Consider the following 21,189-nt stretch of genomic DNA (forward strand, 5'->3'; position numbering starts at 1 on the left):
TCCCCTCTCGATCTGACGGCGGAGAGCCCGATGGGATCATCCCTGCTGTTCCGGCCCACTGGCCTGGCACTGGCCCGGGTGACCACCTACCCCGGCGACCTGGAACTGCCCGAACTGCTCGACTCAGGAGAACCGGCCGATTCCGCCTGGTTGACCCGCATCTGGGCCCGGCCCGACGTGCGCGCCGCCATCACGGTGGCCACCCCTGCGCTGGCCGAGCAGACCAGCCAGGCAATCACCAGCGCCGACCCCGCCCGCCAGGCGCGCATCAGCATGGCGGTCGCGTCCTACCTGCTGCGCTGGCAGCGGCGTGCCGTCCCCTTCGGCCTGTTCGCCGGCGTCACGCCGGTGGAAATCGGCCGCCCGGCCACGGCGGTGATCGGGACACAGCATCAGGTCGTGTTGCGCGCCGACGCACAGTGGCTGAACGCCCTCGTCGACCACCTGGAGGCGCACCCCGCCGTGCTGCCGAGCCTGCAGGTGACCACTAACAGCATGATCATGGTTCGCGGGAGACGGGCCGTGATCCCCGCCCGCCCCGGTGACGGCACCGACCCAGGCCCCTCCCGAGAGGTGTCCATCCGGCACCTGCCCCCCATCCGGACAGCACTGGCCGCGGCCACTACGCCCATCCCGTTCCGAGAGTTGGCCGACCAGCTCACGGCCGAGTTCCCATGCACGCCACCCGGCACCGTCACCGCCACCCTGACCGCCTTGGTCAACCAAGGCTTCCTGCTGACCAGCCTCCGCCCGCCCTCAACCATCCAGGACGGCCTGCCCTTCGTCCTCGACCAGCTCCGCGCCGCTGCCGGCGACGCGCCCGATCTGGCACCCACGCTGACGGCTCTCGCCGACCTCCACCGCGACCTGTCCGCACACCGCGCCATCGTGGACCTGGCCAACCTCGCACCCCTCACCACTCGCATGCGCGCTCTGAGCACAGGCGGCGATCGCATGCTCGCCGCCGACACCGCAGCCGATGCCACGATCGCCCTACCCCGGACCGTACTCGACGAGGCCGCCAAGGCCGCCTCAGCGCTTCTGCGGCTGACCAGCCGCCCGTTCGGCGCCGAGGTGTGGCGCGACTACCACCTGCGCTTCCGCCGCCACTACGGGCCAGGCGCGGCGGTCCCGGTACGAGAGCTGCTCGCCGACTCCGGCCTCGGCGTGCCGGCGGGGTTCCTCGGCGCCTCCCACGGGCGGCCGGCCCGCGCCATGCCCGACCGTGACGCCAAGCTCCTGGCCCTGGCGCAGGAAGCCACCGTGGACGGCCGCGACGAGATCGTGCTGAGTGAGCAGGACATCTCGTCGCTGACGGTCGCCGACGACCCGGCCGAGATGGTCATCCCGCGCCGCGTAGAGCTGGGGTTCGAGCTGCACGCCGAGACCGCCCATCTGCTGGAGCGCGGCCGGTTCCGGCTGTGGGTGTACGCCACGCCCCGGCCGCAGAGCAGCATGGCCGGCCGGTTCGCTCACCTGCTTCCGCAACCGGCTGTGGAGCAGCTCATCGCCTCCTACGAACCCGCGGACGAAGAGGTCGTGACCGCGCAGCTGTCGTTCTCCCCGCGACTGCGCAGCACCGAGAACGTCGTCCGCGTACCGCAACTCCTGCCCGCCGTGATCCCCCTGGCCGAACATCCCACGCCAGACACACCGGTGATCGCCTTCGACGACCTGGCCGTGACCGCCGACTCCACCCAGATGTACCTGGTGCGGCTCTCCACCGGCCAGCGCGTCGTACCCCAGGCGCTGCATGCCCTGGAAGCGTCCGCCCACACCCCCGCACTGGCGCGGTTCCTGACCGGGTTGGCGACGGCCCGCCACGCCATCTACGGGCCCATCGACTTCGGCGTGGCGAGCATGCTGCCGTACCTGCCCAGGATCCGCTACGGCCGCACCGTACTGGCAGCGGCCCGCTGGCTCCTGCCTGCCTCCGCGCTGGCCGGACCGCGCGAGCCGCTGCCGTTGTGGGAGAAGAGCCTGAGCGACTGGCGGGATCGCTGGCGGGTTCCGTCCGCGGTCGTTCTGCACCAGAACGGGCAGCGGCTTCCCCTTAACCTGGACAGCCGCCTCGACTGCGTGCTGCTGCGCCGCAGCCTCAACCGAGCGGACCGGGTGGAACTGCACGAGGCGTCCCGCGCGCCCGAGGCATGGGTAGGCCGCCCCTGTGAGTTCCTGGTCACCTTGACCGCCAACGCGTCAGCCGGCCGGCCGCCGCGGGCACCCGCAGTCGTGCAGCGTCCCACCGCGACGGTGATGCCGGGTGCCGGCGACCTCATCCACGCCCGACTGCTCGGCCACCCCGACCGCTACAACGAGATCCTCACCCATCACCTGGGCCATCTCCTGGACTCCCTCGGCCCGATGCGATGGTGGTTCCGCCGCTACCGCGACACCCTCCGGCCCGACAGCATCCAGGAACTGTGGCTCTACCTTCAGCTCACCGACGCCGACCAGTACAGCACGGCGGCCTCGCATCTAGCCGACTTCGCGTCCGACCTGCAATCGCAGAACCTGCTCGCCACCTTGTCTCTGCACGCCTATCAGCCGCAGATCGGCCGATACGGCCCCGGCAAGGCGATGGCCGCCGCGCACCGAGTAGCCGCCGCGGACGCCGCCGTGGCGCTGGCCCAGATCAGAATGGCCGCCTTCGCCAAGCTTCCCGGCCAGGCCATCGCCGCGGCGTCGATGGCCGATCTCGCCGCCGGCCTGGCCACGTCGGATGAGGGGTACGGGTGGTTGGTCAACCAGTTGCCCCGGCAGCACGGCGAGCTCGACCGGACGCTGCAGGACACGACGTTGCACCTGGCCGACCCCGTCAACGACGACCATGCCCTACGCGCCCACCCGGGCGGCACCGCCGTAGCCGACGCGTGGGCTCTGCGGCGGGCTGCGCTGCACGACTACCACGCCCAACTCGGCCGCCACGACTACCTGCCGATCACCGTGCTGCGGTCCCTGCTGCACGACCACCACGCCCGTGCCCTCGGCGTCGATCCCGTCGCCGAGGCCGTGACCAACCGGTTGGCCCGCGCCGCCGCCCTACGCCTCCTGATCGTGAGCAAGGAGGCAACGTCGTGACTGGGCTTGGAGCGCAGTCCCTGGCGAACGGCACGGCCGGAATGGCGTTGCTGCACATCGAGCGGGCCCATGTCGGCACGGAGAGCTGGTACTCCGCACACACCTGGATCAAGCAGGCCACCAGCGGAGAGATCACTTCCGCCGACCACGCCGGCCTCTACTACGGGGCTCCCGCCGTCAGCTTCCTTCTGCACGCCGCCCAGGCCGACGGCAGTGAGCGTTACCGCCGTCCGATCAAGACAATCGACAGCTACGTGACCCGGCTCGCCGAACGGCGCCTCATCCAGGCGACCGCCCGAGCTGACCACGGCGATCCGGCGACGTTCCATGAGTACGACCTGTTCTACGGGCTGACCGGGATCGCCGCACTGCTGCTGCGCCATCCGCCCGACGCCGACATCTTGCCCGCGATCCTGCGCCACCTGATCCGGCTCACCCATCCCACCAGTGACGGGTTGCCCGGCTGGTGGGTGGCCCATGACCCCGACCGCATCAAACCCACCCCTGGCGGGCACGCCAATCTCGGCATGGCCCATGGTGCCGCCGGCCTGCTCGCCCTGCTGTCCATCGCGACGCGCCAGGGGGTGGCCGTTGACGGGCAGTTCGAGGCGATCGACCGCCTCTGCGTGTGGTTCGACCAATGGCGCCAAGACGGCCGAACCGGACCGTGGTGGCCCCAGTGGATCACCCTTCCCGAGCTGGCCGACGGCCGCCTCCGCCAGCCCGGCCCGCCACGCCCGTCCTGGTGCTACGGCACGCCGGGAATCGCTCGCGCCCTCCAACTGGCCGGCCTCGCCCTTGACGACACCTCTCGCCAGCAGCAGGCGGAGCACGCACTGGCTGCTTGCCTCACCGACCCCGCCCAGCTGCGGCACCTCACCGGTCCCGGGCTCTGCCACGGCGTCGCCGGTGTCTACCAAACCGCGTGGCGGGCGGCCCGTGACGCCCGCACCCGCTCGATCAGCGAACGCCTGCCCTTCCTGGCCGGCCTGCTCGACCGGCACGCCGTCACCACGAAGAACGACGGCAGCCTGCTCAACGGCGCCGCTGGACTCGCCCTGGCCTCGCACACCTCCGCCCACCAAACGCCCCCGCACTCCGGATGGGACTCATGCCTGCTCATCACGTGACACCCACGCGCCCGTTCTCACCACGCAAGATGGCCGAGGCCGTGCAAGCGGTCCTGGCCGGCACCGCTGTCGAGGTCGCCGCAGCCGCCATCAGCGCCCGGCCCGAAACCATCAACGATGCGGTCGAGACTTACAAGACCGCCGGATACCAGGCGTTGGAGGCTGGCGTCGCCGATCAGGGTTGGTACAGCGTCCGCGCCGAGTGGTCCGACTGGGAGAGTGCCGAGCAAGCCGCCGTGACGGAGCTCGGCCCGCGCTTGGACCGCCTCCAGGACCGCGAACTGATCAGCGGATGGTGGTTCATCCGCAAGCACCCGTGCTGGCGGATCCGGCTACGCCCGCTCGACGGGCTCGCCGACGACGCGAAGCCGGCCATCAACACCGCACTGAACGAGCTGACCAGATCCGGCGTGCTCTCCCGATGGTGGCCGGTCGTCTACGAGCCCGAAGACGCCTCGTTCGGTGGACCAGTCGGCACCGAGATCGCCCACACCCTGTTCTGCGCTGACAGCAGCCACACCCTCGCGTACCTCAGGCAACCCCCGCCAGGCGTCGGCCGCAAGGAAGTGACGCTGCTGCTGTCCACCACCCTGCTGAGCGCGGCCGGCCTGGACCAGTTCGAGCGCGGCAATCTGTGGAACAGCGTCGCCGAACTACGCCTCCTCCCCACCGACACGCCCCCCAGCCGGCTGGAAGCCCTGGCCGAACGGATCCGCCCGCTGATCGCCTCCGACACCGCCTCCACCACCCCGGCCGGGGCATGCGCGTTCGCCGCGCCCTGGGCGGCCTTCTACCGTAAAGCTGGCAAGCAGCTCGGCGAGGCCGCCGGGGCCGGTCACCTGGACCGGGGCATCCGCCACGTCCTCACCCATGTGGTGATCTTCAACTGGAACCGTCTCGGCCTGCCCGCCTCCACGCAAGCCGTCCTCAGCCGCGCCGCACGTGAGGCCGTCCTGCCCACCCCGGACCCGGCATGACGGCGAACGAGCTCGCCCAGCTCGTCCACTGGTTCCCACTGGTCGATCGCCCCCGCCCCACGTACCCGCCCCTCGAAGAACGAGTGGCTGAGGTCACCTCCCTCGCCCGCGACCTAGAGCACACCGACGACGTGCTCCTCGGTGCCGCCCGCGTGCTCAACCGCGCCGCACTGATCGCCAGCGACTGCGGCATGCCCGAACTCGCGCGCGAGCTGTGCTGGTGCCAGATCGCCCCCTACCGCAAACTCGGCCGCCTCACTATCGTGCAGGCCAAACACATGCTCGAACCGGTGGTGAACCTGGCCCGCCTGCGCATGCGAGCAGGTGACGCCGAGGCGGCATGGGCCTCGATCAGCAACCTCCACCACGCTCTGAGAGCCAACAAGGATGCCGTCGTCGAGGACCAATTGCTGCCAACCGGGGACCTCGACGGCACCAAGGAGGAGTACCAACAGCTCTGCGAATGGGCGTGGCGCGCCTACCTCGCCGAAGGCACCCGAGCCCTGGTACGCCTCGGCCGCTGGCGAGAAGCCCTCGCCCACGTCGACCAGAACAAAGGAATCGGCCTGCACTTGATGGACGGCCGTCAGGTCAAGATCGTGAACTGCTTGCTCGATGGGAACGCCGACGCCGCTCGCAACGTACTGGACGCCAGCACACTCACCATGCCGTGGGAAACCCAAGTCGCAGCATGCCTCCACGTGATGTGCTGCATCACAGGAGATCAACCCGCCAAGCGAGTGACCTCCTGGATGATCCACCGATACCTCGCCGGCAGGCCAGAGCATGGGCACGCCATCTTCCGCGCCCGCTTGGGTCTCGCTGTCATTGACCTCGCCACCTGCGCCGCTCCCGACCAGGCCGGCGCCGCTTACATGCGACTCGTGGAAGAGGCCATCGCATCAGGGGACGGTTACGCGGCGCGGGAAGTGCTCGCGCACGACAGATGCAGAGCTACCCTCAGCGGCACCGACGAGGAGACGCTCAGCACCGCGGTGAAGGCGACCGGGCTTGGGCTCGGCACCATCTCAGATCCACTCATGACCGACCTCATCGCTGCTGTGAACAAAAGCGCCACGGCCCTGGCCCGCGCCTTGGACATGCCAGCCTACGTCGTACACGGGCACGCGCCAGCGTAACACCGTCCTGGCCGTGCCTCTCGTGTCCTGCTCCGTATGGTGTTGGTTGTGGCGCATCCAGGACCGTCCGCAGTGGAGATCCACTTATCGGACAGGAAGCGGCTCGGCTGATCGGCATGTCAGCGGAGTCGTCGAGGGTGGCGGTCCGGGCGTGGATTGTGCTGGCCTGTGCAGGGCTGGGGATCAGCACGGCGCAGGTGGCGCGGGATCTGGGCCTTGCGGAGAGCACGGCGCGCAGGCGGCGTGCGGCTTTCGCCCGGGGTGGGCTGGAGGCGCTGGCCGATGAGGTGCGCACCGGCTGGCCCAAGGTGGAGCCGACGGTGTCGGAGGCTGAGCGGGCGGTGCTGCAGCGATGGGCGCGGCGGGCCAAGTCCGCTCAGGTGTTGGCGATGCGCGCGAAGATTGTGCTGGGGTATGCGGACGGTAAGGAGAACAAGCAGATCGCTGAGCAGTTGCGGGTGCATCCGGACACGGTTTCCAAGTGGCTGCGGCGGTTGTTGCGTCTGCAGCTGGACGGGCTGTTCGATGAGGCGCGCCCAGGACGGCCGCCGTCGATCAGCCTGGACCAGGTCGAGCGGGTGGTGGTGGCCACGCTGGAGGAGACGTCGGCAGGCGCCACGCGCTGGACCCGCGCTTCGATGGCGAGCCGCAGCGGGCAGTCGGAGTCGACCATCGGCCGGATCTGGCGGACCTTCGATCTCAAGCCGCACCGAACGACAATGTTCAAGCTGTCGGCCGATCCGCTGTTCGTGGAGAAGATCGTGGACGTCGTGGGCCTCTATCACGACCCGCCGGAACGCGAGGTGGGGCTGTGTATGGATGAGAAGTCGCAGATCCAGGCGCTGGATCGGTCGCAGCCGGTGCTGCCGATGATGCTGGGCATGCCCAAGCGGCCCACCCACGACTACGTTCGCCATGGCATCACCAGCCTGTTCGCCGCCTTCAACATCGCTGCCCGAAGGGTGATCGGCGAACTGCACCGCCAGCACCGCGCCGCCGAGTACAAGAAGTTTCTCGTCACCATCGACAAGAGCGTGTCGGCCGAGCTGGACATCCACCTGATCTGCGGCATCTACGGCACCCACAAGACACCGGCGATCAGGGCATGGCTGGCTCGCCATCTCCGCTTCCACATGCACTTCACACCGACCGGCTCCTCTGGATCAACCAGGTCGAGCGCTGGTTCGCTACCTGATCGACCAGCTCATCCGCCGCGGGGTGCACAAGAGCGTCCAGGCGCTGGAAGAAGACATCCGCGCCTGGATGGACCGCTGGAATACCGACCCCAAGCCCTGCGTCTGGACTAAGACCGCCAAGGAGATCCCCCGAATCCCTCGCCAAAATATTGGCGACGAATTTCAGGTGGATGACGCTAGCGCTAGCGACATCTCATCGCTTGGAACGCATGATCCGCCGGATCACCATGACACCGACCAGCCAGAAGAGGCCGTACGCCAGGGGGCGCATCGTCAGGTAGACCGCCGTAATCTGCCCCCCTCCTTCGACGAAGTAATCGATGGCCAGGTTGAGCAGGAAGAAACCCGCGACAGTGCAGGTCCAGGCCAGCCAGGCCACGCGTGCCTCTCGGCTCCAGCCCTTGGGACCGATCACCATGGACCCCCTTCCTTCCCGCGCCCGGACGGCGTCATCTGATGGCTGGCCTGAAACGGATGATTTCACTGACCTTACCCCCGGGGGCGAGAAGACATTCCCTCTCGACCCCGGGGATCATACGGGGTCAGCCCATGGCAGTGCACATAGGCCGTTCGTAAGGTTCTAGCCGATTCTTATTTCGGCGGTCCGTAGTATCTGGCGGTCTCTCTCCAGGCCGTATACGAAACGGTGATGGTGGTGCTCTCCAACTGCCATCCTGTGTCGCGGGCCAGCCTGCTTCCCCAGCGGAAGACGTAATATGCCACCTCTCTGACCCAGTGGCTGCGCTCCGTCCTTACACGGTTTCTCGAATACTCCACCGTATAGGCCCGTGCGGTGCATTTCTTCACTGAGCCGAGGCAGGGGTTGAAGAATTGCGTCCTGGTCTGGACGAATGTGGAGACACGAGTCTGGTCTCGCACGTATTGGTGAACTTCGGTTCCCTTGAAAGCAGCAAGGCAAGCAAGACCACCAGGAGCTCCGGCGGCCATGCATGCGAGGTTGATGGCGATGTCGTCGCGGTTCTCAAGCCACAGGGACTGGTACTTCTTTTCAACCACGTGCTCGTCGTAGTCGACCTGTTCTTCCGGGTAGGTACCGTTTAGATCGAGCTGGCCTATCGGATCGGCGTTGCAATAGTCGTACGCGTTGGCACTGCCGCCGAAGACCGGGTCCTCTTGCAGAAAACGCCCGGTGAGAGGGTTGTAGAGCCGTAGGCCCATCAGCACGAGGCCGCCCGGCACGTCACCAGCACGTTGTTTGCTGCCGAGCCAGCCGTATCGCGGGTTCGAGTCGCTAGTGGTGTCCCGCGAAGCGCCGTACTCGGTGGACTCGACGTATCCATCGATGCCGACGGAGGTAGTGGCGTTGCTGACGGTCGAGACGATGTCCCCGTGCAGGTTCGCGAGTTGGAGGACGACGGCGCCATTGCTGTTCTGGATGGCACCGAGCCCTTCCAAACCCACGATGTTCCGGCTCCATGTTCCGTCGGCCTCGCCGATCCAGGCGGGAGAGTCCTCCAGCCCGGAATAGTGATTCGTGACCGTGCCCTGCTTCCCGTCACCGTTAGTGATCGCGCTCTTGATCCTGCCGATCGGGTCGCGGGTGTACGCGGTCGTCGCGCCATTCTGAGTGACGGAGGCGACGGTGTCCTGCACGAAGTACTCGATGGACAGCGGGCTGTCTCCGAGCACGTTCGCGGCTGGCACGGACGTGGTCCGTCCGAAATCGTCGTAGGCGTATCCCGGATCGGCCATCCGGTCGGCCTCGTCGTAGGTGTGATTCACCGTCGTGGGATCGGTGCTTGTGCTGCACTGCCCCGAACTGTCGGCAGGATGGCTGGCGAGGCTGGTGCGGTTTGTGTTCTGGTCGAACCCGTAGACACGGGTGACGCATTCTCCTTGGAATGTGTCCTGGACTTGCTCTAGGCGTCCCGCGAAATCGTAGTGGAAGTCCTGCGCGCTTTGAGGTCCCCACTGCGAAACGGTTCTGCCCTGAAAATCCGGCACCGCGGAGAATGAAAGCCAGACCTGGTCGTCCATGGTGTAGGCGAGATTGGTCCGTGTCCCGCTGCTGGCGTAGTTGCTTGCCGCGACTATGTCATTCGGATAAACCTGTTTGGTCAGGTTTCCGGCCTCGTTATAGGCCCCGCTGAACACGCCGGCGCCGCCGGTATCCACTTTCGTGATCAGGCCGCGGTGTTCGGCCTTGCCGTTCGCGTCCGGGCCGTTGTATGTGAAGGTGGTGGTGCCTTTCCCGTCATTGCTGGTGGCGATGCGGCCGTCCAGGTCGTAGGTGACGGTGGCGAGGTTCCCGGTTGCGTCCGTGGTCTTCCACGGACGGCCGAAGCTGTCGTAGGTGACGACGACCGCCTCGCCCCCGGCCTCCTTCCTGGTCTGCAGGCCGGTCGCCGGATCGTAGACGTAGCTCATCTCTGGGAAAGCCTTGCCGCCTGCGGTTTCAGGGATGACTTCGATCTTCGCCTTGGTCAAACGTCCGGCGGCGTCGAATTCGCTCGTCGTCGTGCGGGTCACGTCCTGTACCGTCTCGGTCTTGACTGTGGCCGCGCCATAGAGGTTGTATCCGGTGATGTGCTCGACGGTGAGGGGCTTGCCCGTCGTCGGCTGGGCGACTGGTGTGACCTGGCACGTCCAGCCCGCCCAAGCGGGGCGGTTTCCGCACGCGGCCAATTCCGGATGCGGTCCGGCGGTGTAGCTGTATATGGCGGTGCTGCCGGCGTCACGGCCGGACGAGGCAGGTTGTCTCCGTTCGGTCTCGCGCCCTGCCGCGTCGTAGCGAATCCGGTTCACGATGTCGTCCCCATCCGGGTTGACGGTGATCGTGGTTGTGGGCTTGCGGAGGGTCCATCCGGACGCATCGCCGGAGACGATCGGGTCGTACTCGAACTTCTTGGTGCTGACGTCGCCGGCTGCTGGAGCCGCCGTGCCGTCGAGCACTACGGGTTCGGTCTTCGACGTGGTCACCAGATGGTAGTCGAGGTCGGAGAAGGGTTTGCCCTGGTCGTACTCATGAGTCGTGCGCTGTCTGGCGGTGACCAGTTGGTCATTCCCGAGTGCGATGGTTTGCGCGGGGCCCTCGCTCGCCACGAGGTTGCCTGCAGCGTCGTACTGCGAGATCGTCGCCAGCAGGTTCGCTCGCTCCGCCGAATCAGCTCGGCTCGCTGTATAGGGGTCGGTCTCAGCCGTTGGCGTCAGCGCCTGCGCTCGGTTCGCACGGGTGAGCTGCCAGATGACATTGTCCTTGTCGTCGTAGCGCCTTGCGTCGACCTGCCACTCTCCAGCACCGAACGCAGCCGTGTTCACGCCTCGTCCGTTGTCGTCCATGTAGGTGAGGGATCCGTGCTGCCAGTCGGCGGCCTGCGGATGGTAGGCGCCGTCCGCGCCCCGCGCGGGGACGTGGGAAGGCGGGAAGACGGCGGTCCCGACGACGGGTAGGTCGTTCCCCTGTCCCCACTTCGAGGTCTGGGCGAGCGTCAGGTCGTTGGGTGCGCTGGCCCCACCGATGGGAATGTCATAAGCCATCGACCAGGTGGGGTCGATCTCACCGTTCTCACGCTGCACATGGGCCAGTCGGCCCGCGGTGTCGTACTCGAACCGCCACGGAGCCAAACCCGGCGGGGTGACCTGTGAGACACGACCTTCACCGGTGTAGTAGTACACGGTGGACAGATTCGTGCGGGGATCCGTCGTCTGGCGCAAATGCCCTGTCGAGTCGTACAGGTATGTGGCCAGCACAGTGGTCTTCATCGCGCCGGTTTCCGGATCGAACGCCACCAGGGAAACGCTCTTGACTTGGTCTTTATAGCTACCCCAGCCAGACGCGATGCCCGTCGCCGTAGTCTCCGTGGCATACGACAGTTCCAACGCACGACAGCCCGGCTGCATCGTCTCGCATGAAATTCCATCCGCTGTTGGCGTAAGAAGGCGGACCACCCGGCCCTGATAGTCGCGGAAGTAATACACCGTCGATTCAGCAGAGGGTCCTTCGACGCGCGCCACCACCCAGCGATCTTGGAGTCGCGTATAGATGGTTTTGGAGCCATTGCGTTCGGTGACAGTGAGCTGCTCGTTGTTCAGATTCACCAGGATGCGGGATCCGTCCGCAGCCGGACCGATGCCGGTAAACGCATCTCCGTCGCGGACGTAGCTCATCCTCGAACCATCCGCCTCAACAAGGTCGATGGACCCGGTGGAGCCGTCACCAATCGGTTGGAAGTCAGCGACGGATGAGGGCGCAGAGGGAAAACCCGCGAGCCAGTCGGGGCCGAAGATCCGCTGATCCACGCCACCGTCGAAGTCATCGTCGTCGGTGGAATCGGTGATGAGCGATGTTGTCGTGCGCTTGACCGCAACTTCAAAGGCTTCTGCGTCGGCAACCGTCAGATTGAAGTCACCAGTCTGAAGCGACACGGTCCCGGGACCGACGTCGATAGTAGCGCCATTGAACCCGGATCGGGCGAGTTCAACGGTGATCGGGTTGGTGCATTCTTGCGTCTGGCTGCCGCCTTCATAGCAGGCGCGGATCTCCCAGCGACCGTCGACATACCGAGTGCCACTCTCCTGGATGGTCTTCAACATGTTCCATGAAAGCTCGGCAAAGTTGGTGGTAGTGTCCGTTCGGACTTGTGGCCATGCCGAGATCGAGGTCTGGCCGCCCGGCACGAATACGTCACTTGGCGGGATGTCGATGAAACCGCTGCGGAGACGGTCGTAGTACTGGTAAGTGATCTTGGTACGTTCGGCCGGGGCAGCCGCCGACAACGTCACCCACTTCTGGATAGACGCGTCGGGTTTCGGGCTGACAATGCCGCCAGGGACAACACCAAAGCTGTAGGTGACGACGGTGGAGCTGTTGTGGGCCTTGTCGCGGCTCTTGGCGTAGAGCGTGTGCCAGCCCTGCGCCATCTTGCCCAGCTTGAGATGGTAGTTGGTGTTTCCGGCGGTCAGCTCGGCAAACGTCGGCGCGGAAGGATCATCCAGCCCCCACCAGAAGCCCTTCGCATCGCCTGCACCGGACAGTGTGCACACATAGTCGCTAGTGCCGAAGAAGGCCCAGCCGCCTTCCTGAATTGGGCAGTCGATCGTCGGCGGCTGCGGTGCGGTGGCGTCTACCGCCAGGAGTTGCCAGGCCGACCAGGCCGAGTAGTCGCTGCCGTCGAAAGCGCGGGCTCGCCAGCGGTACTTGCCGCCGTCGATCAGCTTGTCAGCTGCGACGGCGAGTTTGGCTTCGGTCCCGGTTGAAACGTTGTTGACCGCGCCGGTCCACACTTGGCCGGTACCCTGCCCAGCGGCGGCCGGGTCGTGCTCGACCTCGAACTCGGCGCGCAGGAGGCCGCCGTCGGGGTCCTTAGTGAAGGCGTGCAGGGTTGGGGTGGTGGTGTTGGCGTAGACCATGCCGTCGCCGCTGGTGGCCACCGGCGCGGCACGCAGGTTCTCCAACGACGGGGTGGCGCCATAGGTGACGATCAGCGTGGGTGCGGTGAACGAGCGCTCGTACGGCTGCTCATACATCACCGGGTGCTCGGTGACCAGGCGCAGCATCACCCCGTGCCCGGCGGCGCCATCGGCCCAGGCCTTGGCGATATCGGTTATCGGCCAGGTCCAAGCGCCCTCGGGAGGGCTGCTGGTGCACTGACCGGGCTGCTGGGCCAGTTGCTCACCGGCGTTGGTGGTGGCCGGCTGGTTAGCCCAATACGTGCTCGACGGAGTCCAGGCGGCGGTGATCCGCTGGGCCTTGATATTCTGCCCGGCCACACAGCCGTACGAATTAGAGCTGGTCAGCTGCAGTTTGGCGTCAGTCACCGTCTTGCCGACCAGGGTGCTGGTGTCGAACTTCAACAGCGCGCGGGTGAATTCCCGCTTGTTGTTTGTCGGATTGTCAAAGGTGCCAACTCGGATACCCGACAGGGAACTGGTGGAAGAGTACGGTCCCAGGATCGTCCGCCTCGCGGTGGAGGTGAGCTCGATCGTCGGGTCCACCGTAACCGGGAACGTCGTGCTGGGGTCAGCCAGGAAGCCCGCGTCCGGCCGCAGCACCAGTACCTGACGGTCGCCCTCAGTGACCACCTCGGTGTCGATCGCGCCGGTCGCCGCCGAGGCCGTGGAACTTCCTGCCGCTTGGCGGGCCTGCGAGGCAGCTGAGGTCCCGTACATCACAGGCTCGGGTGCCGAGGCGATGAGCTTGCCCTTGGCATCGCTCACCGTCAGGTCACCGTGCTCGTCCTCACCGAAGGTCAAGCCTTTTGCCTGGATAGGAAGCTTGAACTTCACCGGGCCGGATGGACGCTCGCGCAGCACCACATCGTGCCGGAAACCTGTGGCCAACGCGGTGACCACCAGGTCCGCTCCGCGCACGCCCCCGACGTCAGCGTAGATGACCTTGTTGCCCTCGATGCGGGGCTTGGGCAGCGGGCTCGGCCAGGACAGGGCGAAGAAATTCCCATCCGAGCGGGTCAACTTCGCAAACGGCCCCTCGCCTCCGGCGGAAAACTCCAGCGCCATCTGCGCGGTGACCGCCTTCGGCCTGATCACACCGTCCTGTTCGACTACGGAGGTGTCGATCGGGACCCACCGCCCGGCCTGCTGGGTGCGTACCGGCTCACCGCTGGTTTCCACGGTTGTGGTGCCGTCCGGATTAGCGTAGGTAAGCGTCGACTCGGTGGTCTCGCCGGTCACCAGAACGCGGCTGCTCTGCAGGCGCGCGGTCAAAGCCGCGGAGACACGGTCAGGACGCTCGGCCACGGGTTGCGGCTTGGTCGTCGGACTCGGTGCCGGGGCCTCGGATAACGGGGCGACAGCTTCGGCCGCAGGAGGGATGGCCACGAGCAGCGCTGTCACCAAACCTGTGGTGAAGGCTGTTCGATATCCTGCCCGCCCGTTTTTGGGCATGGCAAGGCGAACCTTACGGGGGGTGTGCACCCAACCTCCAGGAGTAAAGATCAGAAAAGGCACTCGAATGGTAGACCAGTGACGAATGGCGCGATAGAGGCGGATTAGTTACCAAGGCCCTACAGGGGGCAGCATGTCCCATTCCTTCTGATGGCTACCTTTCGACGTCTGCCCCTGCCGCGCTCATGCGCGAGCTTGTCGGCCTCAGCAGAGTCGAGACTCAGACAGAATCTGGACGGCCAGCACCGTGATGGCGATCCGCCAGCCCGCCTTGCGTCTGCTCACGCTGAAACGCCACCGTCGGCAAGCAATCCGTCATTCATTGAACGCGAACCGTGATCATCGAGCGTCATCGCAGGTGGCGGTTTGCCATGCCGCCCGGCCACCGGGCGGCGCTGCGGCGGTTCGAACAGCTCGGCATTGGTCATCCCCTTGGCCAGGGTCCGGGAATCCTCCGCGCTCTCCGCCGCGCGCCCACGCTAACCGGTGTCGATAGCGAGGAGGGCTCGTGGTGGCGCTGCGTCCCCTATTCCAGTACTACGGCGCCAAGGGTCGCCTCGCCCCGTTTCTCGCCGGGCTGCTGCCGCCGCACGAGGTGCAGGTGTATGTCGAGCCGTTCGCCGGCTCGGCGGCGGTGTTTTTCGCCAAGAAGCCCGCGCAAATCGGAACGATTAACGACGTCAACGGTGACCTCATCGCGTTCATGCGGAGGCTGCGCGACCAGCTCCGCGCGCTGATCCGGGCGATCCACTCACCCTGTACGCCCGCGCCGAGCATCAAGCCGCGCGTTTGGGCGACTCCACCGTGCCGGACACGCCGCTGGTGGATCGCGCTTTGGCATGGCCCCGACCACAACCATCTCGTGGCCGCCTTCGCCTGCCGGACGAGTCCAGGAGATGCATGGCAACGCCATGCACTCCTCGGTGAGGTTCATGCGAGATGCCATGACATTGTCGACTCAATCAGGACATAGACAATGTCATCACCACCTGCAACAATCATCCACAGACTAACCTTGACACGTCATGTAACCATTTCTTACAAGATCAAGTTTCTCAGTGGACTGAAGGTATCTTCGATACTTCTGGGACTCACGGGCGCCATGTTTTCCCAGGTAGTCATCGCTGCCCCGTGTCCAGACTGGGGATCACATGGCTTGGGTCAGCGCGTTAGGCCCCTGCATGGAGCAAGTGGAATACCGATTACAGGAGGGTGCCGGCTGCGGCGTACCTCATGCCGGTGAGCGCGGCAGGGAAGTCCACGACGGGCCGGATGGACAGCTGGGTTACCGGCTGGACGGCGAGTGCAATTTGGTGTGGATCGGTGAAGGTCTGCGAGAGTTCGGCATCGTCCCGGGTACCCCGCTGACAGCCGATCAGCACGGCAAAGCGCGGGCGTTGATGGACGGCAAGGATCCGAACACCGGCAAGCAGCTGATGGCGGCCAAGCATGTGGTGGATCCGCGCGGCAAGCTGCCCGCAGCTCCACTCGGGGCGGCGTTGGAGGAAGCGGCCGCCGCACGTGGCACCACTGTGGGGAATCTGCTGGCGGCCCGTCCGGCGATGGTCAAGCGTGCTGCGCAGATGGCGCGTGGTATCGCCCGGGAGGGCGAGGCGCATCTCGTGCGCATGGACGATCTCGACCGGCTGGCCTTCGCCGCAGGCATCGATCTGGCCGACGTGTATGAGCCGGAGGAGTTGGCGTACGCGCGCAAGTGGCGTGATGCACGGGTCCGTATCGGCAACCGTGGCTATGACCTGACTCTGGACCTGCCCAAGAGCGTCTCGGTGCTGCACGGGCTGGCCGACCCGCGCTTCGCGGCCGAGCTGGAGGCCATCTTCGCCAAGGTGGTCTTCGAGACCGTCGCCGCGGTTGAGCAGTGGGCCGGGTACGGCCAGCGGGGCCACCAAGGCCACGGCCGTCTGGCCGAACAGATGGCCACGTCAGGGCTGATCGGCTGGGTGATGGTGCACCGTACCGCGCGCCCGGTCGGCGCGGCGTCGCCCGATCCGCATCTGCACGTGCACTTCGTCATCGCCAACCTGGTACGCGGGCTGGATGGGAAATGGTCGGCGGTCGCGGCCGGTGGACGGGACCTGTACCGCCATGCGCATGCCGCAGATGCTTATCTCAAGGCCCGCATGCGCCGGGCGCTGATCGAAGACTACGGAATCTCCTGCACTCGAAACCCGGAGACGAGCGCGTGGGAGATCGCGGCTATCCCGGCCGAGGCGCGGACGCTGTTCTCCAAGCGTGACGGTCAGATCAAGCAGGTGCTGGCCAAGCTCGGCATCTCGGTCGGTGAGGCCTCCCGCGCGACGCGCAAGGTGGCTTCGACGCAGAGCCGCCAGCGCAAGACCGACGCCACTGAGGCCGAGCTGCGCGCCGACTGGCACAGCCAGGTCGCGGCAGCCGGCCTGGACGGCTCTGCGCTGGTGGCAGCGTGCCTCGATGGCGCGCGGTTGCCCGTGAGACCCTCTCCGGAGGAGATCGCGGCGTGGATCTGGCGGCCGGAAGGCGGGCTGACCGCGCGTCGCAAGGAGGTCACCCGGGCTGACGTGCTGGCTGCGGTCCTCGATGCTCTCCCAGGTGGCGTGGCGGGCCTGGCCGAAGCCGAAGCGCTCACCGATCAAGTGCTGGCGCTGAGTCCGGCAGTACGCCTGTCCGATGCTGGCGCCCGGCACATGTCCAACGCCGCCCGCTACACGTCCGCCGACATCCTGCAGGCCGAGCAGGCGCTACTGTCCACGGTGCGCCGCCGCTACGGCAGGGGCGTGGCCGCGCTCGACGCCGACACTGTCCGCCTGTCCCTGGACACCTTCCAAGTGGGTCACCACCTGACCTTCACCGACGAGCAGCGCGCCGTGCTGGAACGCATTCTGCGCGCCGGACACGGGGTGGAGGCGGTCATCGGTGTTCCCGGCGCGGGCAAGACGACGCTGATGGCCGCGGCACGCGTTGCGTACGAGAGTCGCGGCGTGGTCGTGCGGGGCGCGGCCACTGCGGCGGTGGCAGCCGCCACGTTGCGTGCGGAATCGGGCATCGGCACCGACACTGTCGCCACCTGGTTGCTGCGCATCCGCAACGGTATGGGGCTGGCCGGGGTGGACGTGCTGGTGGTCGACGAGGCGGCCATGGTCGATGACCGCCAGCTCGCCACGCTGCTCACCGACGCCGAGCGGCACGGTACCAAGGTGGTGCTCCTCGGGGATCCCAAGCAGCTGCGCGCGATCGGCGTGGGCGGCGGGTTCGCCGCCATCCACCGCCAGGTGGACGGGCTGGTGCTGCGGCACAACCGCCGCCAGCGCGATCCTCTGGAACGTCGTGCGCTGGAGCTGTTCCGGGCCGGTCAACACCGTCAGGCCCTGCACACCTGGGCTGCCGGCGGACGCGTATGTGCCGAGGCCGGCGCCGATGACACGATGGCGCGTCTGATCGCCGACTGGGCGGCCACCCGGCAGCCGTACCGGAGCGCCGAAGGACCAGCCGTACATGACGAGCTGGCCGGCCTGCTGGTGCTCGCCGGGACCAACGACGCCGTCAACCGGCTCAACCTGGCCGCCCGAGCGATCCGTCGCGAACTGGGCGAGTTGTCCGGCCCCGAGCGCATCTACCACCTGGCCGGTGGGGCCACCATCGCCTTGGCGGTCGGGGACCACGTACGGGTGCGTAAGAACGACTACCGCGCGCGGCGCGGAGAAGGCCCGGTGGATGTGCTCAACGGCTACCGCGGCTGCGTCACCGCCATCGACCCCCGCCGCGGCGTACAGGTCGAATGGCGCCGGACCGGTGCGGACGGACCCACCCTGTCACGTGAATGGGTGAGCCCTGCCTACATCGCGGCCGGCGGCCTGTCGTACGGCACCGCGATGACCGTGGCCTCCGCCCAGGGCCTGACCAGCCAGTACAGCCTCGTCTACGGGCTGGGCGCGGACGTGCACACCCTTTATACGGGCATGAGCCGCGACCGGCACAACGCCCGCCTGTACCTGCCTCGCGAACTCCTGGAAAGCGAAGCCGACCAGCTCCGCCATGGCCCTGTGCGCGGTCCGGCCGACGAACTACAGCGGGCCCTGGCCGCCTACGCCCTCACCCTCTACGGCGACCGCGCCGACCGCCTCGTGACCCCCGAGCCCGATCCCATCGCTCACACGGTCCGACCGCAAGATGCCGAGCTTGCTCGCGCCCGCGCCGAGTTCCGGGCCGCCGAACGCGAGGCTGATCTCGCCGTTCAGCGTGCCCGGACCCAGCAGTTGCTTCTCGGCTCCCCGTCCGGCCTCGGGCTGGTCAGTGATGCCGAGCTGCAGCAGCGCATGAGTCGGCTCGGTGAACGGCTCACCACGTTGGCAGCCGATGCCGAAGGGATCGAACAGAACGTTCACCGCCTGGCTGTCGAGGGCGGAGGGCGCTACGAAAGCCGCCTGCTCTCCCAGCGAGACACCTTGGAGAAGCAAGTCCGTCAGATCGAGACGGCGGAAACCGCGGCCCTGCGACTCCAGCAGGCCCGCCAAACCGTCACCGAGGCCCATCAGCGCCTGACCGAGCTACGCCGGCGACAGCGTGCCGCCGAGCGCGAGCTGGACAGCCTGCGCCCGTGGCACCGAACTCGCCGCCACGACCTGACAGCCACCCTCGCCGATCTCCACGCCGCCCACGAGCGCATCACTCATGCATTGACGTCACTCCGCGCCCAAGGCCCGGCGCTGGACGAGGCAGCCCGCCAGACCGCCGCACAGGCCCCGCCCGCCGGCACCTGGCTACAGGTACGACGCCGCCACGCTGAGCTGACACGCGCCCTTGACACGGAACTACACGTCGCAAGACAACGCGACGTCTCTCTTGCCGAGATGCGCGCCCGTGAACACCGGCAAGCCCACACCGCCGCCCAGCGCGAACTCACCGCCATCCAAAACGAGATCATGCGCCGATTCGATCTCCCTCCCGACCAGCGCGACCTCGAACAGCTGATCCGAGCCGAACACACGGACGTCCGGGAAAGAACAGACCAGCGCATCCCGAACGGCACGGATCGGCGACCTCCTGGGCAGGCATACCAGCCGCCCCGCCACCACTCCAGCAACGAACCCACTCACAGACGTGGCCTGAGCAGGTAGAGAGAGAAGAAGCCGACTCGGCCCGGTGCCACCTCGGCCCTCCTCGCAGCCCGATTATGACCGTCGCTCGCCGCGCCTCCAGGTAGTCGGCCCTCGCTGCGCTCGGTCCGCTCCACCTGGACCCGCGGCTTCTCGACGGCCGTGGGCAACTGCCGAGGAGGACCGTAGGTGAAGTACGAGAGCGGCACCCAAGTTGATCTTTAGCGCCGATGAAAGTAGTCAACGGCCTTCGAGGTCCTTCACCCGGGCCTCCAGCATTTTCATGCGCTCGGTCAGCTGTCGCACATCGCTGATGAGCTGCTGCAGATCGGGAGAGGGATCAGGCTGATCGGGAGTCTTGACCACATATGTGCCGCGGGTCGATTGGGTGCTGATCACGCCTTCGCGCGCAAGTTCGTCCAACGCCCGGCGGATGGTCTCCACAGCGACGCTGTAGCGCTGGGCAAGTTGCCGCCGCGCGGGCAGTCGCTCGCCCACTTCGAGGCGGCCTGCTGCTACCTCTTGTCGCAGGTCATCCGCGATCTGGAGGTAGACAGGTCGAGGATTGCTGAAGTCAGGCACCGGCACGACACCAAGGCTAGGTGTTCTGGGTGTACCAGGAAAGAGGTGTTGAGCTAGATCTAGACTGAACTAGTACAGTGGTGGTTAGCTAGTTTTCGTCCGCTCAGATCCGGGAGGTGGTGTCGTCTTACGCCTGCTGCATGCCGCGAGTTGCCGCCCAGGTTTGGCGAGACGGATCCATTACCGTCCAAGGCGGTCTGAATCCGGAAAAGAATGTGCTGACGTGCGGAAAGTCGCGGCCGAGGCAAGCTTTGTCACGGTCCCGCGAAGGTCTTGCAGAGCGCTGGAGTAGTAGCCTCAAATCCTTGACAGGCCAGTCAACATTCCGTAAAGCGTCGTTGTTTCCTATAGTTGGTACACCTGGTCTTGATGTGACCCAAATAACAGGCGGGGGGACGTTGGAAGCGATCGAGGCCGGAGACGCGGGGAGACGCGATCTCGGGCACGCACCTGGTCGACGGACGCGAGGTCCATGATGTCGACCTTGTTCTAATCCATTGACAGGGGAGAGCCCGGCGCCGCAAAGCTTGCAGGCGCTGAGGCGCCGGGCCTCCCGCCAGACCCACTCGAAGGGAGTCGGTCGTGTTCAGCATGCCATCGGACGCAAGCGCAGACACCTTGGGGGTGCCTTGGCCGCTTGTGCATCGGCTGCTGACTCTGATCACCACTCTGACGGCCAGAGCGCAACTTGACAAGTTCTTCGCGACTGGAGTCAGGGAGTGACAGAGACGGTTCGGCTGTCAACAGACGGCCCTCATGACGACGAATACACGTGCGAACCGCCACGGCCTTGTCCGAGGCGGTTCGCGTACTCAACCATGCCACGCTCTCTCACGCTGGCGTCTCCTCTCCGGCCACGGTCAACGACGTGCTCGGCAAGGTCAGCGTTGCCGCTGCTCGGCTGGACCAACTGCTAAGGCAGCTCGGTGAGGCGTTGAAGCGCATGCAGGCATCAGGACAACTGAGCGACGACTGTGGAGACCCTGCTGGGAGTCTTGACAAGGCTTTGTCAGAACTGACTCTGACTCAGGAGATGGCACGCGATCTTGCGATGCACCTCGACTGCGCTTTCAACACCACCGCCACCCTGCACCTCACAGGGGCCGGTGAGAGTTAGCGGTCGCTTC

General features: G+C 66.5%; 11 protein-coding genes and 2 pseudogenes. 9 read left to right on the plus strand and 4 right to left on the minus strand.

Translation table 11 applies throughout. The features are described from left to right. Positions 1-30 precede the first annotated feature (30 nt). From HD593_RS58960 to HD593_RS58980, 6 genes and pseudogenes are all read left to right on the plus strand, one after another. Positions 31-3,081, plus strand: coding sequence for a lantibiotic dehydratase (locus HD593_RS58960; RefSeq protein ID WP_185111498.1), 3,051 nt, complete (start codon positions 31-33; stop codon positions 3,079-3,081). Further along, positions 3,078-4,211: a lanthionine synthetase C family protein gene (locus HD593_RS58965; RefSeq protein ID WP_312904417.1), complete on the plus strand. Its 1,134-nt coding sequence runs from the start codon at positions 3,078-3,080 to the stop codon at positions 4,209-4,211. The genes HD593_RS58960 and HD593_RS58965 overlap by 4 nt, the downstream gene beginning before the upstream one ends. A 29-nt stretch (positions 4,212-4,240) precedes the next feature. Next, a complete protein-coding gene (locus HD593_RS58970) occupies positions 4,241-5,188 on the plus strand; it encodes a thiopeptide-type bacteriocin biosynthesis protein (protein ID WP_221525482.1) in 948 nt (315 codons plus the stop codon). Beyond that, positions 5,185-6,327: a hypothetical protein gene (locus tag HD593_RS63105; RefSeq protein ID WP_185111500.1), complete on the plus strand. Its 1,143-nt coding sequence runs from the start codon at positions 5,185-5,187 to the stop codon at positions 6,325-6,327. The genes HD593_RS58970 and HD593_RS63105 overlap by 4 nt, the downstream gene beginning before the upstream one ends. Before the next feature lie 116 nt (positions 6,328-6,443). Beyond that, a pseudogene (locus tag HD593_RS63110) lies at positions 6,444-6,545 on the plus strand (hypothetical protein); the annotation flags it as partial. A gap of 57 nt (positions 6,546-6,602) precedes the next feature. After that, positions 6,603-7,650: pseudogene (locus HD593_RS58980) on the plus strand (IS630 family transposase); the annotation flags it as partial. Between the two features lie 66 nt (positions 7,651-7,716). Here HD593_RS58980 and HD593_RS58985 read toward each other — a convergent pair. The 3 genes from HD593_RS58985 to HD593_RS58995 form a co-directional block, all read right to left on the minus strand. Further along, positions 7,717-7,941 (minus strand): hypothetical protein, encoded by a 225-nt coding sequence (locus HD593_RS58985; RefSeq protein WP_185111501.1) that lies wholly within the window; start codon positions 7,939-7,941, stop codon positions 7,717-7,719. A gap of 173 nt (positions 7,942-8,114) precedes the next feature. Next, complete coding sequence (locus tag HD593_RS58990; RefSeq protein WP_185111502.1) at positions 8,115-14,336, minus strand: DNRLRE domain-containing protein; 6,222 nt, start codon at positions 14,334-14,336, stop codon at positions 8,115-8,117. A gap of 332 nt (positions 14,337-14,668) precedes the next feature. Continuing rightward, on the minus strand, positions 14,669-14,815 hold the full coding sequence (locus tag HD593_RS58995; RefSeq protein WP_185111503.1) for a hypothetical protein: 147 nt from the start codon (positions 14,813-14,815) through the stop codon (positions 14,669-14,671). 80 nt (positions 14,816-14,895) lie between these two features. On the opposite strand from HD593_RS58995, the gene HD593_RS59000 reads away from it, so the two are divergent. Continuing rightward, on the plus strand, positions 14,896-15,360 hold the full coding sequence (locus tag HD593_RS59000; RefSeq protein ID WP_185111504.1) for a DNA adenine methylase: 465 nt from the start codon (positions 14,896-14,898) through the stop codon (positions 15,358-15,360). A 208-nt stretch (positions 15,361-15,568) separates the two neighbouring features. Beyond that, positions 15,569-19,501 (plus strand): MobF family relaxase, encoded by a 3,933-nt coding sequence (gene mobF / locus HD593_RS59005; RefSeq protein WP_185111505.1) that lies wholly within the window; start codon positions 15,569-15,571, stop codon positions 19,499-19,501. A gap of 219 nt (positions 19,502-19,720) precedes the next feature. Here the strand turns inward: mobF and HD593_RS59010 are convergent, their stop codons facing one another. Further along, the gene (locus HD593_RS59010) at positions 19,721-20,068 is read right to left on the minus strand and encodes a GntR family transcriptional regulator (protein WP_185111506.1); all 348 of its coding nucleotides are present in this window, start codon (positions 20,066-20,068) and stop codon (positions 19,721-19,723) included. A gap of 862 nt (positions 20,069-20,930) precedes the next feature. Between HD593_RS59010 and HD593_RS59015 the strand changes: the two genes are divergently transcribed. Next, positions 20,931-21,179 carry a hypothetical protein gene (locus HD593_RS59015; RefSeq protein WP_221525483.1) on the plus strand — a complete coding sequence of 83 codons (249 nt, stop codon included), beginning with the start codon at positions 20,931-20,933 and terminating at the stop codon, positions 21,177-21,179. Positions 21,180-21,189: the final 10 nt, after the last annotated feature.

It is taken from the genome of Nonomuraea rubra, from assembly GCF_014207985.1.
Lineage (GTDB): Bacteria > Actinomycetota > Actinomycetes > Streptosporangiales > Streptosporangiaceae > Nonomuraea > Nonomuraea rubra.

Coding starts and splice junctions, on each gene's coding strand:
- HD593_RS58960 (WP_185111498.1), top strand. CDS start 31: ATGGGATCATCCCTGCTGTTCCGGCCCACTGGCCTGGCACTGGCCCGG.
- HD593_RS58970 (WP_221525482.1), top strand. CDS start 4,241: ATGGCCGAGGCCGTGCAAGCGGTCCTGGCCGGCACCGCTGTCGAGGTC.
- HD593_RS63105 (WP_185111500.1), top strand. CDS start 5,185: ATGACGGCGAACGAGCTCGCCCAGCTCGTCCACTGGTTCCCACTGGTC.
- HD593_RS58985 (WP_185111501.1), bottom strand. CDS start 7,941: ATGGTGATCGGTCCCAAGGGCTGGAGCCGAGAGGCACGCGTGGCCTGG.
- HD593_RS58995 (WP_185111503.1), bottom strand. CDS start 14,815: ATGACCAATGCCGAGCTGTTCGAACCGCCGCAGCGCCGCCCGGTGGCC.
- mobF (WP_185111505.1), top strand. CDS start 15,569: ATGGAGCAAGTGGAATACCGATTACAGGAGGGTGCCGGCTGCGGCGTA.